Origin of the sequence: Methanocella arvoryzae MRE50 (genome assembly GCF_000063445.1) — an archaeon.
Taxonomy (GTDB): domain Archaea; phylum Halobacteriota; class Methanocellia; order Methanocellales; family Methanocellaceae; genus Methanocella_A; species Methanocella_A arvoryzae.
Window position 1 is genome coordinate 2,859,563 of record NC_009464.1, and the last position, 15,042, is coordinate 2,874,604.

Consider the following 15,042-nt stretch of genomic DNA (forward strand, 5'->3'; position numbering starts at 1 on the left):
ATAATACTGAATATAGACTAAACGTCCTGCTGATCATTTTACTATGCTCATCATGGCGGAGAATGGAAATGGCTGAACCTGACTTCGTTATCACTCTTATCGGATCAAAGCTTGCAGTTCCCGGCACAGAGTTTATCTATCGTGGCCCTGCCGGCGAATGTGAGAAGTGCAAGCTTAAAAATATCTGCCTCAACCTGGATAAGAATAAGAAGTACCGCATCGTGGGCTTAAGGAATGGCATGGAGCTGGACTGCCTGGTCCACGATACCGGCGTCAAGGCAGTAGAAGTAGTGGCCTGTCCGATCATCGCAGTCATGGAGTCCCGCAAAGCCTTCAACGGCTCCCGGATGACCTACGAGGCGCCCGAATGCGACGAGTCGTGCCTGAACTTCGCCCTCTGCCACCCGGAAGGCATTGCCACGGGGGAAAAGTACACCATCTGCGAAGTCTTCAGCGAAGAAGTAGGGCCCTGCAAAAAAGGCCTGACCTTGAAAAAGGTCGAGCTCCGGCCTTAAACTTATAAAAATAAGGGGGCAGAAGCAGTCCGAGCGGCTGCCCTGCTTTTGTCTAATATTCTTACTCTTCCTGATCGTCGTCTTTGAAGTCGTCTTCTGTGAAAGTTTCCCGGAAGATGACCTTTTTCATACCGGCAGAACCGACCAGGAACCTGGCGATGAGGGCTTTGCCCACGATCCAGGACTCGTCCATCGTCAGCTCTTTGGGTACCTCGATCTTGATCGTGTCTTCCTTGAGCTTGAACTCGGCGTCCTCGCTTACGTAGCCTTTGAGCAGCGCCTTGATCTTCTCTTCCCGGTCCTCGATGACCTCTTCGATCTTGTACTCGTAGGTGAGCTTCTTGCCCGCGAGCGGAGCGTTGTAGTCAACCTTGACCCGGCCCCCCGAAACGCTTTCAACGAACCCTAACTTACCATTATACTCTATCATCTGGCCCGGCTCGACCTTCCCCTCGAACTTCTTCGTGGAAACGATCTCGATGGCGTCGAGGCTTCTCTCCCCGTAGCCCTTCTCCGGCGGCACGGTCACGACGGCCCTATCCCCCGCTTCTTTCCCGATCAGGTCCTCCTCTAAGCCTTCGACCAGGAACCCTGAGCCTACGATGATGGTCATCGGTTCGTACTTCTTTTCCTCGTCATAAATTCCCTGCTGCTTTGCCAGCGCCTCGTCAGTCGTGTCGAAGACGCTGCCGTCCTCGAGCTTTCCAGTGAACGAGAGCCTGATGAAATCGCCTTTTTTGATTGCCATGCGTATTCCCTGGTAGCGATACTATTCTCGCTCTCTGGATATATAGCTTGCAGCGGCCAGAGTTGTACTGCGTCGGTGAACGTTGTCGAATGCTGCGCTGTGCCTCACCTGGTTGTACAGGCTCTCCCGAGAAAGCAAGACGAACGCTGCGCTGTGCTAAACCACACAGATTCCACGGATAACGATTGATTCCACAGATTTCTCTGCTGAATCCACAGATTACTACTCGATAGCACAGAAGGAATACGTAATATAATTCGATCATCTATAGCAATAATAAGAGCACTTGATCAGAATATTTTTTAGTTATCTCTGCAATCCGTCGTCTTCAGTGCTATCCATTAGAAATCTGTGGAATCAGTTTCAATCTGTGGCATCTGTGAGGAATAGCACAGCGCAGCGTTCGACTAGCTGTCTCCCACCAAGTAAGCAATAATGTGACTTAAAAAAGGATAACAGGGAGAGAAGATCACTCTGTCTTCTCTTCCGCTGCCGGTGCTGCCGCGGGGGCGGGCTCCGGCTTCTTGAATGTCTCCTGGAATACGACCTCGGTGACGTCGAGATCGAACATCTGGGAGGCGATCATGCCCTTGGCCATGGTCCAGCGCTGGTTGTAGGCGTACTCCATGGGCACGTCGATGATGACCTTGCTGTCCTCTACCTTGTGCTCCAGTTCCTTGCCCGCAAACATCTTGATAATCGCCGCGATCTTTTCTTCCTTGTTCTCAATCAGGGACTCAATCGTATACTCGTAGACCAGAGTCTCGCCTGCGAGGGGTGCGTTGAAGTTGACCTTCGCCCTGCCGCCCGCGATGCTCTCGACGACACCCTGCCTGCCGCCTGCCGTGATCCTCATGCCGGGCCTGATGGGCTCCTTGAACTTCTTGACGGGGATCATCTCGTACTGGTCGATGCGCTTGATGCCGAAGCCCTTCTCAGGGGGTACAGTGACGCTGCCCTTATAGCCGACGTCCTTGCCGACGAGGTCCTCGTCCAGCCCGGCCACGACGTAGCCTTTGCCGACGATGATAGTTTCCGGGCCGTAGCTCGCCTGATCGTTGTACAGGCCGAACTCCTTGGCGACATTGGCATCGGTCGTGTCGAAAACGGTGCCGTTCTCGAGCTTACCGGTGAATGACAGCTTGATGAAATCTCCTTTCTGGATAGCCATAATTATACACCTGTGAAATCTTGCTGTCATAATGACGCTTTACTTTGATAACTGTTACGGTAACCTTAGCGTGGGGATTGCGAGTCAAGAAAAGATTTGGACGCGATTGCGTGTCGCAAATGACATGCGAACAGATACAGGAACGCTGTGTTGTGACTGACTGGATCATGTATAGGCGTGCGTGAACGTACACGAACGCTGCGCTGTGCAAAACCTCACAGATTTCACGGATTCTGACTCGATTTCACAGATAACGTGGATGCCACAGATATCTTTCGTCATATATCGGGCAAATGAGAATAGTAGTCCATAACTTGATTGATATCTGTGGAATAGATCGTCATCTGTGCAATCCATAGAACTCTGTGGATTCTGTTTCAATCCGTGGAATCTGTGAGGAATAGCGCAGCGCAGCGTTCATCTTGCTTTCTCGCCGAGCCTAAACAATTAGTTCACCGCGCTGAATTCTGGCCAGCACCTCGTCCCACCCATCGACGATCAGGTCTGCGAAGTCGAACCTGGCGGGCGGGTAGCTGGTGGTGATCGCGATGCTGTAGATGCCTTCCTGCTTGAAGATCCTGAGACTCCGGGGCGTGTCGTCGATCGCCCATAATATCTCGTATTCCTTTTTCAGCGACTCGATCTCGGCGGCCTTGAAGTCGAAATCGAAGACATCCATAGATGGCTTGAAGATAGCAATGTCGCCTTCCTTGAATATTCCGTACTGCCGCATGAACTGTAGCGTGGCCTTGCTCTTATCCACAGGGCGGAGGAACCTGCCCGAGAGAAAAATGATCCTGGCGCCACTGCTCCGAACTGCTTCCAGGGTTTCGGCAGCGCATGGATATGGCTGGTCCATGAACATGAGCCTGGTCGAGAGAAAAGCGTCAAAATAGGAAGCCTGCTGGGCGCTGGTTAACAGTCGGGCGCAGTACAGGTCCTGCCGGACGTCGTCTTCGAGGACCGGCCTGCCAGCGACCTCTGCGCAGAGGGCTGCCCTTCTCTGATCGCAGGAGAGGGTTGTGTTATCGATGTCGACGATGACCGCCCGCGTCCGCTGTGCCATAAATTTGTTGTACGCTCCCTGGCCATAAAAAACTAGCACAGTAACGATTATATCGCTTGTCCGGCCACTATTCTCCGATGATTGAGGTAGAGATCAAGGCCCCGGCAGGCCGGGCCGAATTAACCCGCAAGCTCAGCCAGCTCGGCGCTGTCTTCGAGAAAAAGGTCTGGCAGATCGACTCCTACTATAACGCTCCCCACCGGGATTTCAAAGACACCGACGAAGCCCTGAGGCTCCGGGAGCAGGGCAGCAGGATATACATGACATATAAGGGCAAAAAGCTCGACCCCCTGAGCAAGACCCGCAAAGAGGTTGAAGTCGAAGTCGGGGACCGGGATAAAATGGAAGACATCCTCATCTCCCTCGGCTTTAAAAAAACCCTGGACGTCATCAAGGAGCGCCAGATCTACCACTACAAAGGCGCCGAGATCTGCCTCGACCGGGTCGAAGAGCTCGGAGAATTCGTGGAAGTCGAGGCTATAGCCGAAAACCAGAAAGAGATCGGGGCAAAAAGAGACGAGGTCATCACGATCCTCCGGGAACTCGGAGTTAGAGGAGATCTCATCAGAGAGTCCTACCTTGAAATGCTGCTACAGAAACAACAGTAGGTAATTTCCGCTTTTACCACAGAGGCTCACAGAGATTGGTTACCACAGAGGCACAGAGACGCACAGAGGCTCACAGAGAAATTGGTTACCACAGAGGCACAGAGGTCCACAGAGATTTTTTAACATGCGGCCAATATACAATTATCTTTAAAATATTCTGTGTTTCTCTGTGCCTCTGTGGTGAACCGTTCTCTGTGTTTCTCTGTGCCTCTGTGGTGACTACTCTTCGCCTCTTGGCGGCTTAACGCCCGACCTTACCAGCGTTCATAGTGTACTATCTGGGCTCCGAGGCGCTCGGGCATGTCCGGCACTTCGTCGGGCACGCCTACTGGTATTATTGCGACAGGCCTGATACCACCTGGTAACTGTAATATTTCCGAAACTCTGCTTTCCTCGAAGGCGCCGACCCAGCAGGTGCCTAATCCGAGGTCTACCGCCTGGAGCATCATGTTCATGACCGAGGCGGCGGTATCCTGAACTACGTAGAGGTCGGCTCTGGGGCCGTATTTGCTCTTTGTCCGGGGGAGGTTGGTGCAGACGACGATGCAGACGGGAACATCTCTGACGAACCGCTGTTTCAGAGCCGCCTCGCTGAGCTTTTCTTTGGTGGCAGTGTCTCTCACTATGACAAACTCCCTGCCCTGCAGATTTCCGGCCGACGGCGCCAGCTGGCCTGCCTGGATTATCTTATCCACGTACTCCGTGGGTATGTCCTCTTTTTTATACCGTCTTATCGACCGACGGATGCCGATTGCTTCTGAGACTTCCATTATTTCACCAATAACCTTATATTCGGCCGGGGAACTAATACTATCACACTTGCGATGGTGGACAGATGAGAATTACGATGGATTTGGAGCTGAAGGACATCCCCGGTCAGCTCGTAAACGCGCTGGCGCCCATATCCGATTCGGGGGGCAACATCGTCAGCGTTGTGCATCACCACGAAAAGCGGACGCCCAGGGGCACGATTCCCATTCAGGTGACTTTTGACATCTCCGAGGGCCTGGAGGACCTGAAGTTCAAGCTGGAATCCCGGGACATCGCGATCATCCGGGTCGACGAGGCCAAACTGCTGGAGCATCGCACCGTCATTCTCGTGGGCCACATCATCCACTCGGACATCCGGGACACCATCGACCAGATCGACCGGACTGGCTACGCTGAAGTTGTCGACCTGGCCATGAGCATGCCGGGCATCAACCTGAAATCTTCTGCCCGGATCGGCATCAGTGCCGCGGGCAAGGCGGAAGTAAAGAGGGCTATGAATCTGCTCCGGACCATCGCCAGAGAAAAGGACTTGCTCGTCGTCGAGCCCATCGATACGGAGGCCTGAGCATCATGAAGACCTACAAAATCGCCCTCATCGGACTGGGCAGCGTAGGCCAGGGCGTCCTCCGGGTGCTGGCCGACAGCAAATGCCAGTACCCTGAAAAGAGCGCGGAATTCAAGCTCGTCGCCGTCACCGACTCCAAAGGCGCAGCCGTCGACATGAACGGGCTTGATCCAGCCGTAGTCCTGAAGCAAAAGCGGGACGGCACCCTCAAGCGAACGCCGATGACTGGCCTTGAGGTAGTCAAGACTGTCGACTACGACATCCTGATTGAGGTCACCCCGACTGACGCGAAGACCGGCGAGCCGGGCCTGTCCTATATCACGGAAGCCCTGAGCCGGGGTAAACATGTAGTGACCTCCAATAAGGGTCCTGTAGCCAACAAGTACCGGATGCTCACAGAGCTGGCCAGGTCCAAATCCGTCCACTTCCTGTTCGAGGCAACCGTCGGCGGAGCCATGCCCGTCTTCAACTTAATGCGGGCCCCGCTGGCAGGAAACAAGATCAAGGGCGTCAAAGGCATCTTCAACGGCACCTGCAACTACATCCTCACCAGGATGATCGCAGAGGCGCTGCCTTATGACATGGTACTTTCCGAGGCCAAAGAGCTGGGATACGCAGAAGCCGACCCGACCTACGACGTCGAGGGCATCGACACCGCCTTGAAAATGGTCATCCTTGCCAACGCCATCTTCGGCATGGACGTCACCCTGGACGATGTCAGTATCCAGGGCATCTCCAGCGTCTCCCTGGAGGCTCTCAAGCTCGCCAGCGACGAGGGCTATGTAGTGAAGCTCATCGGCGAAGTAAAGCCCAACGGCGACGAGCGCATCCTCAAAGTCAGCCCCAGGCTCGTGCCGAAAACGCATCCGCTCGCAGTGCAGGGCACCCTCAACGCGGCGCTCATCGAAACCGAGCTTGCAGGGGATATCTGCGTCATCGGTAAAGGCGCGGGATCAGTCGAGACGGCCAGCGCTATCTTAAGCGATCTGCTGTACATCGCTTCAGTTGGAAAATAACATATAGATAGGCGGCGACAGGCCGCCTTGATTTTAAATCGCAAAGGCACAAGGACGCAAAGACGCAAAGGTTTTCTCATTATCTACTTGCGCCCTTGCGTTATTCAGGCTGTCCCATATCTTATTCGTTATACAATAAGGAAATATGTATCCTTATTAGAGGGTCCATAGGATCTTATCACCTATGTTCGCCCGCCAGGACGCCTGCAATTGCAGGCGTCCGATGCGGGCGATGTGATGACGATCGCTGCGCTGTGCCTGGACACAGATTGTATAGATTAGACAGATTAGACAGATGCTCATCGAATCAGGCTGGTAATGTTCATTTGGGCATCGTATTATTTTAACAGGCAATCGCAATGAATTATGAGACCGCTTGCTATTCGTCTTTACGAACTAATACCGAGGCGTCTCGGCCCCGAGCATTTTTACGTTATTTTTATTTGCCGGCGTGGAAAAGTTTTAAAGCTCTCACGTATCATATGCGGGCAGAAGATTATGCGCATCGGTGTCATCGCTATTCAGGGCAATGTAGAGGAGCACGTGGAGGCTATGAAGCGTGCGCTCGGCGGTAAGGGTGAGGTAGTGACTATCAAGCACTCCGGTATCGTGCCGACGTGCGACGCTATTGTCATCCCCGGCGGGGAGAGCACCACGTTATGCAGGCTTGCCTGGCGGGAGGGAATAGCGCAGGAGATCATCGAAAAGGCCAGGCAGGGTATGCCGATCTGGGGTACCTGCGCCGGGCTTATCTTACTGGCCAGCCGCGGCGACGAGGAAGTGACAAAGACGAAGCAGCAGCTTTTCGGGCTGATGGACATTACTGTCAACCGCAACGCCTTCGGCAGGCAGATCGACTCCTTCGAGGCGCCTCTGGCGATAGCCGGCTTCGACGAGCCCTTCAACGCGGTCTTCATCCGGGCCCCGGCCATCGTCAGCGCTGGCCAGAATGTCAAAGTGCTGGCTAAATACGACGATTTCATCGTGGCCGCGAGGCAGCAGAACCTGCTGGTGTCGGCCTTCCACCCGGAGCTGACAGATGACCTGAGGTTCCACTGGTACTTCCTCGAGATGGTGCCAGGCTGGAAAAATTAGTTTTTACTGGACTCCTATTCCAAGGATGTCCTTTTTACCGCGGTGAACGTCCCGGGCAATCTGGGCCAGCCCAACCGCTGCTGACATTTTCCCGAGCACCTTAATATCCTTCTTTACCAGCCCGGAGATCCTCTCAAGTACTATGTCCATAGAGCCGACCGAGCCTGCAGTGAAGACCTTTGCGTCCGGCACCAGCAGCAAAAAGGAGGCGATCTCCATAGCAGCGAAAATTGCTATAGTGTCGAATGCCCAGAGGGCGTCAGGCTCGTTATGCTCAAGGGCCCCGATCAATACATCCAGCGACTTGAAGGGAATCGTCTTAGTCACTCCGGCCGTCGAAAAGGCATCGTTGGCAGTCATCAGCCCGGAATCGACGTCTCGTATCGCCTGCAAGTCCAGCGGCCCGTGGTGCACGCCCGGGGCGAAGATACAGGCATCGATGGCGCCCAGCATTTTCAGGTCCCGGACGCCCATCGTCACCGTATTGGAGCTGATGTCGGAGACGATAAAGTTCCTGTCACCCGAAATCAGGTGAGCGTTATAGGCGATGCCCAGCTTATCTGCGCTGGCGCCGTGGGAATATGCCCTGAAACACGGGTGGCCGTAGTTTCCCCGGTGAATGCCCGGCACGATTACCGCAGGGATGCCTGACGCTTCAATCGCATCGTATACGTTGGTCCCGCCGCCGATGTGGACTCCGGCGCCCTCCCGGCTGATGATGCCCCTGTTCTGCACTTTTTTAATCGGGGTGATCTCCGAGATGCCGTCGCCCATGGAGTAGTTGACGGCAATGAGTTCTACGTCAGACTTTCTCACTCCCAGGCCCTGCAGCACTGTAGTTATGATCTGCTCGTGGGACATGTCCTTCGCATCTTTTCTGGATATCTCTACCCAGCGCCCCTCTGTATCTGCAAAACGGATGCCTGTAGTGCCGTGATCTACGCCGATGAACACGATGGTGACCTTCTACTTGGTATAGCGCTTAAAAGTTAATAACGTTTGCCGGGAGACATAAAAATATTTTCCGGTAGTCCTTGATGATAATTCTCGAGAGTACCCATAACCATGGACACATAGACTATTTACCACAGAGGCACAGAGACGCACAGAGGTTCACAGAGTACTGGTTACCACGGAGGCACAGAGATTCACAGAGACATATTCAATTAGTGATTGAGTACGATTTATCTATCCAAAAACTCTGTGCGTCTCTGTGCACTCTGTGTCTCTGTGGTGAACCGTTTCTCTGTGCGTCTCTGTGGTTAGGACGAAGTGTCGAGTCGTCGTGGTTTGTCTTCCTTTTCCAAATAGCGAATTGGAGATTCTATACCTCCGCTCTCCTGCCGAGGAAAAGGATATGAACTTAGACGGGACAGTCTCTTCCAGCAGTTTTATGCCCGATCTTTTACCTTTACTGGACGCGCCCGCGCTGGTCGTGAAGAACGAGGAAACGTCGCTGGTCATCGCCGACGTGCACCTCGGCATCGAGCACGACCTGTACTACAGCGGCATCAACATCCCCTCGCAGATAGCCAGGCGCATCGACCGGCTCAACGGCTACATCGGGGAAGCGCAGCCTGACCGGGTCGTGTTACTGGGCGATATCAAGCACAACGTGCCGCGCACTTCCTTCCAGGAGGAAGACGAGGTGCCGGCTTTCCTCGACGAGATCGCCCGCAAAGCGCTGGTCGAGATCATCCCGGGCAACCACGACGGCGGCATCGAGAAGCTCATCCCCCGCAACCCTGACATCACTCTTCACGACTCTAAAGGTGCCATCATCGACGGTGTCGCCTACTTCCACGGGCACACGTGGCCGGATAAAGATTTGCTCAAGTGCAGCCACTGGGTCATATCCCATAACCACCCTACGATCAAGCTCACTGACGTTGTCGGTCACACTCTCACGAAGCAGGCCTGGATTCGGGCGAAGCTCGACAGAGATGTTGTCGCAGCCAATTACCGGGCAGACGAGTTCGAGTGGCATGATCCCGAGCTATTCATCGTACCGTCGTTCAATGAATTGTGCGGCGGCGTCGCGTTCAACGAGTCTTTCCACAGCGATCTTCTCGGGCCGCTGTTCACATCGAAAGCGGTCCACCTCGAGGAATCCGAAGTATACCTGCTCGACGGCACCTTCATGGGCACCATCGAGGGGCTGCGGCAGTTCTCCAGGGATAAATTCAGGACGCCCGGCCGCGAGCATAAGGGGAAGAAGAAGTACAGGCGGCGCAGGACCCGGCCATAGCTTTCATCGAAAAGATATTATACCCTTCAAGCTACCCACTGATACGTTGGTTCTCTTATGGTAGGGTACTCTGAAATCGGCATTTTCGGCAGCCTGCTGCTGGCGTCGGCGTTCTTCCCGCAGGCTTACCGCCTGTTCAAAACGAAGAGCGCGAAGGATATATCGCTGTACTACCCGCTTATCCTGTTCACCGGCTCGCTCTGTCTCACGATCTATGGCTATGGAATTAACGATCTGATCGTCTTTATGTTGAACCTGTATGCCACGATATGTAATCTGTCTCTGGTACTTTTAAAGATCTATTATGATCGTTTCGGCGGAGTCGCGTCAGGGCAAGGCAAGGAAATGGGACTATCCGAATGACCGGGCTTCCATTGCCTCGACGATGTTTCTAACGCCAAGGGCATAGGCCGCCGTGTACATGTCGCAACGTAGCTCCAGGGACATCCTGTATACGTCGTATAAGGCGTTTTTCATGAGATCCTTCAGCCGCCGGGCGACTTCTTCCTCGCTCCAGTAGTAGCCTTGCCGGCCCTGCACCCATTCGAAGTAGCTGACAGCTACCCCGCCGCCATTGGCAAGGACGTCGGGTAATACCAGAATATTACGGGCGCTGAGTATCTCGCTGGCCTTCTGGTTGATCGGCCCGTTAGCCAGGCACAGGATGATCTTCGCCTTAATTTGGTCAGCGTTCTTCTCGCTGATCTGGTCTTCTCTGGCTGCGGGCACCAGGACGTCTACGCCCAGTTGCAGGAGCATCTCGTTGGTGATGTTGTCGGCGCCAGGGAAATCTACGACGGAGCCAGTTTCTGCTTTGTGTTTTGCGACCGCCGGGATATCCAGGCCATTGGCGCTGAAGATGCCGCCTTTCGAGTCGCTGACCGCCACGACTGTCCTGTCCATGCCGTGCAGGATTTTGGCCAGGCTGCCTCCTACGTTGCCGAAGCCCTGGATGGCGTAGGTCGAATAATATATGTTGCGCCTCTGCTCTACCTCCTCTATGATATATACGCCGCCCCGGGCGACTGCTGTCGCCCGCCCATGGCTGCCGCCAATCACCCGCGGCTTGCCGGTGATAGCCGCCGGCTCATAGCGTCCGGCCAGCATCTCGTACTCGTCCAGCATCCAGCCTATGGCATCCTGCGAGAGATTCATGTCCGGGGCCGGTATGTCATTGGCAGGGCCGATGACCGGGAAGACGGCACGGATGTAGCCCCGGCAGAGGCGTTCCATCTCGCATGGCGACAGTTTTCTGGCGTCGACGACGATCCCGCCTTTCGATCCGCCGTAGGGCAGGCCCAGCACCGCCGATTTCAATGACATCAGCATCGCCAGCGCAGCGACCTCTGCCTCCGACACTGTCGGAGCTATCCGCACACCGCCCTTATACGGCCCGCGGGCGTTGCAGTGCTGGAACCGGTAAGCGTTGATTATGGTCGTGCTCCCATCGTCCAGCACGACCGGGTACTCGACCGACAGGCGACGCGAAACGTTTTTCAGGAGCACGCGATGCCTGTCATCGATTCCGGTGAGATCGCAGGCCAGGTCGATCAGGGCCAGGGTGTCTGAGAGGAAGTCGCCGTCGTTCATAGCTAAAATTTTCACATTCCATGGTAATAAACCGTACTCGCAGAGGGCGCAGAGTTCGGCAAGAGTATCCTGATGCTCAGCTTCCGGCTATCGGGAGAAATGTTTTTGACAGGGGCTATGCCGGAAAGCTGGCACCAGAAAAACATTACCGGCAGTTCGTCAGGAGAAGGCTGGAAAAAATAAAAGTGCTAATGGCCTGGCACAGGACTCTGCCTTGCCAGGCCACTCATAGCCGTTTTAGATCCCTGTTATAGTTTAATGCTTTGTGACCGGCGACCTTACCAGGGGTGTCGGGGTCGGGGCGCTGCTCACCCTGGTCGACGGAACTACCTGTTCTCCTTCTCTCGACCTGGCCTTCATTGCGGCTACAATGTTGCGGATGCCGACGACGTAGGCTGCCGTGTACATGTCGCAGTGTAGCTCCTGGGCTGTCTTGTAGACATCGTTGAAGGCGTTCTTCATGAGGCCCTTCAGCCGCTGGGCGACTTCTTCCTCGCTCCAGTAGTAGCCTTCCCTGCCCTGTACCCATTCGAAGTAGCTGACAGCTACTCCGCCGCCGTTGGCAAGGACGTCGGGTAATACCAGAATGTTACGGGCGCCGACCATTTCGCTGCCCTTGCGATCGATGGGGCCGTTGGCCAGGCACAGGATGACCTTTGCCTTGATCTGGTCCGCGTTCCTCTCGCTGATCTGGTCTTCTTTAGCGGAGGGCACAAGGACGTCTACATTCAGCTCCAGCAGTTCCTCGTTGGTGATGTTGTCTCCGCCGGGGAAGTTGGCTACCGATCCGGTCTTCTCCTTGTGGCGGATCACGGCGTCGATGTCCAGGCCGTTGGCGTTGAAGATTGCGCCCCGAGAGTCGCTGACCGCCACTACCTTCTTGTGCTGGTGGTGCAGGATTTCAGCCAGGTTGCCGCCTACGTTGCCGAAGCCCTGGATGGCGTAGGTCGTGTAGTGCGCGTTCAGCATGCGCTCGACTTCTTCCATGATGAAGATGCCTCCCCATGCTACTGCGGTATTCCTTCCCTTGCTGCCGCCAAGTATCAGCGGCTTGCCCGTGAACACCGCTGGATCGTGGTGGCCGACGATCTTCTCGTACTCGTCGAGCATCCAGCCCATGGTTTCCGGGGTAGTGTTCATGTCCGGGGCCGGTATGTCTTTGGACGAGCCGATGATCGGGGAGATAGCGCGGACATAGCCACGGCACAGGCGTTCCATCTCGGCCTTCGAAAGCTTTTTCGGGTCGGCGATGATGCCGCCCTTAGCGCCGCCGTAGGGCAGGCCAAGCACGGCGCACTTCAGTGACATCAGCATGGATAGAGCCGTAACCTCGTTCTCTGTGACGTCGGGGGCGACGCGGATGCCGCCTTTGACCGGGCCACGGGCATTGTTGTGCTGGGAGCGATACCCGCGGAAGACCACAGTGCTGCCGTCGTCGAGCACAATGGGGATATCGACCGTAAGCTTGCGATAGATGCTCTTCAAAATCATGCGATGCCTGTCTTCGATCTTTGCGAGATCGCAGGACCTGTCGATGAGGACAAGGGTACTAGCTAGCATATCGTTGTCTTTCATATAGCTTCACTTGTAACCGGCTTCTTTTTTCTTATATATAAGCTTTACTACCAGCCGGTAATTTTTGCACAGGTAGCCTAAATATAATATATAATTACTATTGCTTGCGGGATAGTTATCTTGTACCACCCATATACTTGTTGATATAAGTCGTTGCGGGCGCTTTACCGCAATATTTATATACGCCGGACGCCTGAATTTCATGCCGACTCTCGTCCGCAGGATATCCGGATTCCAGGAATTCGGGCGAACTCTGATAGGTTCATAGGCGGATTACGATTGTGTGGTCACAAGTAAAACTTATAAATACTTTATTTGTATCTAAGAAAGAAGAAGGAGATATAAGATGGCAGATTTCAAGCTAGTAGTTTCCGACCCCAAGACCGGCAAGGCCTACAACGTGGATGTCACCGGCCCCAGGGTCAACAAGTTCATCGGCAAGCCTATCGGTTCCGAGATCGACGGCGAGACCGCCGGCCTTCCCGGATACAAGCTGATCATCACCGGCGGCTCTGACAAGGATGGCATTCCTATGAGGGGCGATATCCCCGGCCAGGTCCGCAGAAGGGTGCTCGTTTCGGGCGGCATCGGCTACCACCCGACAGAAAACGGCATGAGGAGGAGAAAACTGCTCCGCGGCGACGAGATCAGCGCTGAGATTGTGCAGGTCAACGCCACTGTGGCGGCTTACGGCGAGAAGCCTCTCGACGAGCTGGCCCCGAAGAAGGAAAAGAAGGAAGGCGCTGCCGGCGGCAGGGCTCCTGCTAAGAAATAAGCTGGATCTGGAGCGATGGCTCCATCTTTCTACTTTTATTGTCTCTGTTACTCAGCCTGAATTATTCTGGTACTTCTGTTCCCGCGCCATTTTGAAGTATTCCAGGTCGTCCAGATGGTCTGGTATCACCAGTATGCCGTCGACGTCCAGCAGAATCTTAAGCGTGATCCATTCGAGGTGCCTGTTGACCATGCACTGGCGCACGCTGACCTCTGAACTATCGTTTATGTGCATATCGATCAGCCGTTTTCTGAGAACCCTGCGGACAACTCCTTTGACTTCGTTGATACTGGCGGCGTTTTTAAAATCTTCGTCATCCAGTACAAGCCTGACAAGCTCCTCGTCGCTTAGCTTCATCCGAACCCACCTCTGATAACACTGATGGTTTTCACTTTGCCTGTTATCTAACCTCTGTCTCTAATTTGAATAAATGGACTGCCCGGTATCCCGGGCAGTTTCAAATATCCGCTGAATATGTACTGATGTCGGACGAGGGGAGTGTGGTTTTTTTCACAATTGTGCCGGTGTATCCGTATCGTGTAATCTTTCCGGAACTCTGTGATTTATGTTTCGAACGAGATCAATTTGAGCGGTATCTGTTGCTGCTTATTAGCGATCATTTGCAGGAATTATTCACCGCAAACACTGATAATATATTTAATTATATATCAATAACATTGATTTGCTTATTGAGGAGGGTAGTAAATGAGTAACATACTGAAATACGGAATACTCTTTGTACTGGCAGTTGTCGTCGCATCTCTGATTGTGCCTGCCGGTGCGAACCTGGTCGGAACTGCTTTTGGTTTCCCGACGATTGTGCAGAGCGGTACTACAACGGCATTTAACAGGGATACGGCAGCTGCTACGGACACTGAGGCTTTCGCCCTTTCGTTCGCTAACACTGGCACGCCCCTGCTCGACGGATGCCCTGTAACTCCTGGCTTCACGCTTGGTTTCCCGACGATCGCTCAGACTGTAGCTCAGACCCAGGTGCTGACTCACTGCGACTTTGCGCAGACCACTGAGAACGCTGCATTCTCCTATCCGTTCGTCGGTGTCGGCGGCGTTGCAATCCCGGGCTTCGGCTTCGGCTTCTAAACCAGATGACTGGGGGCTACACGCCTCCTACTTTTCAATTTTTTAACATTACTTCTCCTGCCTTGCTTCTCTTAAGAAACGAAACCGGGTAATACTCACCCTGGGTCCTTCCCGGTGATATGCCCTGCCCTTGACAACGCTATTGTATATCAGGCATCTTTTCCTCTCTCTCATCCATCGCACCTGTACTCCGACCAT

At 54.1% G+C, this 15,042-nt stretch carries 17 protein-coding genes; 9 read left to right on the plus strand and 8 right to left on the minus strand.

Translation table 11 applies throughout. The features are described 5' to 3' along the window. The first annotated feature begins 68 nt into the window (after positions 1-68). The gene (locus RCI_RS13975) at positions 69-515 is read left to right on the plus strand and encodes a UPF0179 family protein (RefSeq protein WP_012037099.1); all 447 of its coding nucleotides are present in this window, start codon (positions 69-71) and stop codon (positions 513-515) included. Between the two features lie 61 nt (positions 516-576). Here the strand turns inward: RCI_RS13975 and RCI_RS13980 are convergent, their stop codons facing one another. The 3 genes from RCI_RS13980 to RCI_RS13990 form a co-directional block, all read right to left on the minus strand. After that, the gene (locus RCI_RS13980; protein WP_012037100.1) at positions 577-1,263 is read right to left on the minus strand and encodes an FKBP-type peptidyl-prolyl cis-trans isomerase; all 687 of its coding nucleotides are present in this window, start codon (positions 1,261-1,263) and stop codon (positions 577-579) included. 469 nt (positions 1,264-1,732) lie between these two features. Next, positions 1,733-2,434, minus strand: a complete 702-nt coding sequence (locus RCI_RS13985) for a peptidylprolyl isomerase (protein ID WP_012037101.1) — start codon at positions 2,432-2,434, stop codon at positions 1,733-1,735. Between the two features lie 439 nt (positions 2,435-2,873). Further along, complete coding sequence (locus RCI_RS13990) at positions 2,874-3,500, minus strand: hypothetical protein (RefSeq protein ID WP_048198697.1); 627 nt, start codon at positions 3,498-3,500, stop codon at positions 2,874-2,876. A gap of 77 nt (positions 3,501-3,577) precedes the next feature. Here RCI_RS13990 and cyaB point away from each other — a divergent pair, with 77 nt between their 5' ends. After that, complete coding sequence (gene cyaB, locus RCI_RS13995; RefSeq protein WP_012037103.1) at positions 3,578-4,108, plus strand: class IV adenylate cyclase; 531 nt, start codon at positions 3,578-3,580, stop codon at positions 4,106-4,108. 254 nt (positions 4,109-4,362) lie between these two features. Here cyaB and RCI_RS14000 read toward each other — a convergent pair whose 3' ends face one another. After that, positions 4,363-4,878 (minus strand): nitroreductase family protein, encoded by a 516-nt coding sequence (locus RCI_RS14000; RefSeq protein WP_012037104.1) that lies wholly within the window; start codon positions 4,876-4,878, stop codon positions 4,363-4,365. Between the two features lie 65 nt (positions 4,879-4,943). Here RCI_RS14000 and RCI_RS14005 point away from each other — a divergent pair, with 65 nt between their 5' ends. The 3 genes from RCI_RS14005 (at position 4,944) to pdxT (ending at position 7,555) form a co-directional block, all read left to right on the plus strand. After that, positions 4,944-5,444: an amino acid-binding protein gene (locus RCI_RS14005; protein WP_012037105.1), complete on the plus strand. Its 501-nt coding sequence runs from the start codon at positions 4,944-4,946 to the stop codon at positions 5,442-5,444. Positions 5,445-5,449: 5 nt separating this feature from the next. Then, on the plus strand, positions 5,450-6,460 hold the full coding sequence (locus tag RCI_RS14010; protein WP_012037106.1) for a homoserine dehydrogenase: 1,011 nt from the start codon (positions 5,450-5,452) through the stop codon (positions 6,458-6,460). Positions 6,461-6,958: 498 nt separating this feature from the next. After that, positions 6,959-7,555 carry a pyridoxal 5'-phosphate synthase glutaminase subunit PdxT gene (gene pdxT, locus RCI_RS14015; protein WP_012037107.1) on the plus strand — a complete coding sequence of 199 codons (597 nt, stop codon included), beginning with the start codon at positions 6,959-6,961 and terminating at the stop codon, positions 7,553-7,555. Positions 7,556-7,558: 3 nt separating this feature from the next. Here the strand turns inward: pdxT and RCI_RS14020 are convergent, their stop codons facing one another. Further along, entirely contained in the window at positions 7,559-8,509 is a 951-nt protein-coding gene (locus RCI_RS14020; protein ID WP_012037108.1) for a methanogenesis marker 12 protein, read from the minus strand. 439 nt (positions 8,510-8,948) lie between these two features. Between RCI_RS14020 and RCI_RS14025 the strand changes: the two genes are divergently transcribed. Together RCI_RS14025 and RCI_RS14030 are read left to right on the plus strand one after the other, a co-directional pair. Further along, a complete protein-coding gene (locus RCI_RS14025) occupies positions 8,949-9,803 on the plus strand; it encodes a metallophosphoesterase (protein ID WP_012037109.1) in 855 nt (284 codons plus the stop codon). Between the two features lie 57 nt (positions 9,804-9,860). After that, positions 9,861-10,166: a SemiSWEET family sugar transporter gene (locus RCI_RS14030; protein ID WP_012037110.1), complete on the plus strand. Its 306-nt coding sequence runs from the start codon at positions 9,861-9,863 to the stop codon at positions 10,164-10,166. On the opposite strand, the gene RCI_RS14035 is transcribed toward RCI_RS14030, so the two are convergent. Together RCI_RS14035 and RCI_RS14040 are read right to left on the minus strand one after the other, a co-directional pair. Beyond that, complete coding sequence (locus RCI_RS14035) at positions 10,155-11,393, minus strand: Glu/Leu/Phe/Val family dehydrogenase (protein WP_052309997.1); 1,239 nt, start codon at positions 11,391-11,393, stop codon at positions 10,155-10,157. The two genes, RCI_RS14030 and RCI_RS14035, sit on opposite strands and share 12 nt — an antisense overlap. Before the next feature lie 255 nt (positions 11,394-11,648). Further along, on the minus strand, positions 11,649-12,968 hold the full coding sequence (locus tag RCI_RS14040; RefSeq protein WP_012037112.1) for a Glu/Leu/Phe/Val family dehydrogenase: 1,320 nt from the start codon (positions 12,966-12,968) through the stop codon (positions 11,649-11,651). A gap of 346 nt (positions 12,969-13,314) precedes the next feature. Here RCI_RS14040 and RCI_RS14045 point away from each other — a divergent pair, with 346 nt between their 5' ends. Next, positions 13,315-13,743, plus strand: coding sequence for a 30S ribosomal protein S6e (locus RCI_RS14045; RefSeq protein WP_012037113.1), 429 nt, complete (start codon positions 13,315-13,317; stop codon positions 13,741-13,743). Between the two features lie 51 nt (positions 13,744-13,794). Here RCI_RS14045 and RCI_RS14050 read toward each other — a convergent pair whose 3' ends face one another. Continuing rightward, the gene (locus RCI_RS14050; protein WP_012037114.1) at positions 13,795-14,100 is read right to left on the minus strand and encodes a hypothetical protein; all 306 of its coding nucleotides are present in this window, start codon (positions 14,098-14,100) and stop codon (positions 13,795-13,797) included. Between the two features lie 348 nt (positions 14,101-14,448). On the opposite strand from RCI_RS14050, the gene RCI_RS14055 reads away from it, so the two are divergent. Beyond that, positions 14,449-14,844 carry a hypothetical protein gene (locus tag RCI_RS14055; protein ID WP_012037115.1) on the plus strand — a complete coding sequence of 132 codons (396 nt, stop codon included), beginning with the start codon at positions 14,449-14,451 and terminating at the stop codon, positions 14,842-14,844. The last annotated feature ends 198 nt before the right edge of the window (positions 14,845-15,042 follow it).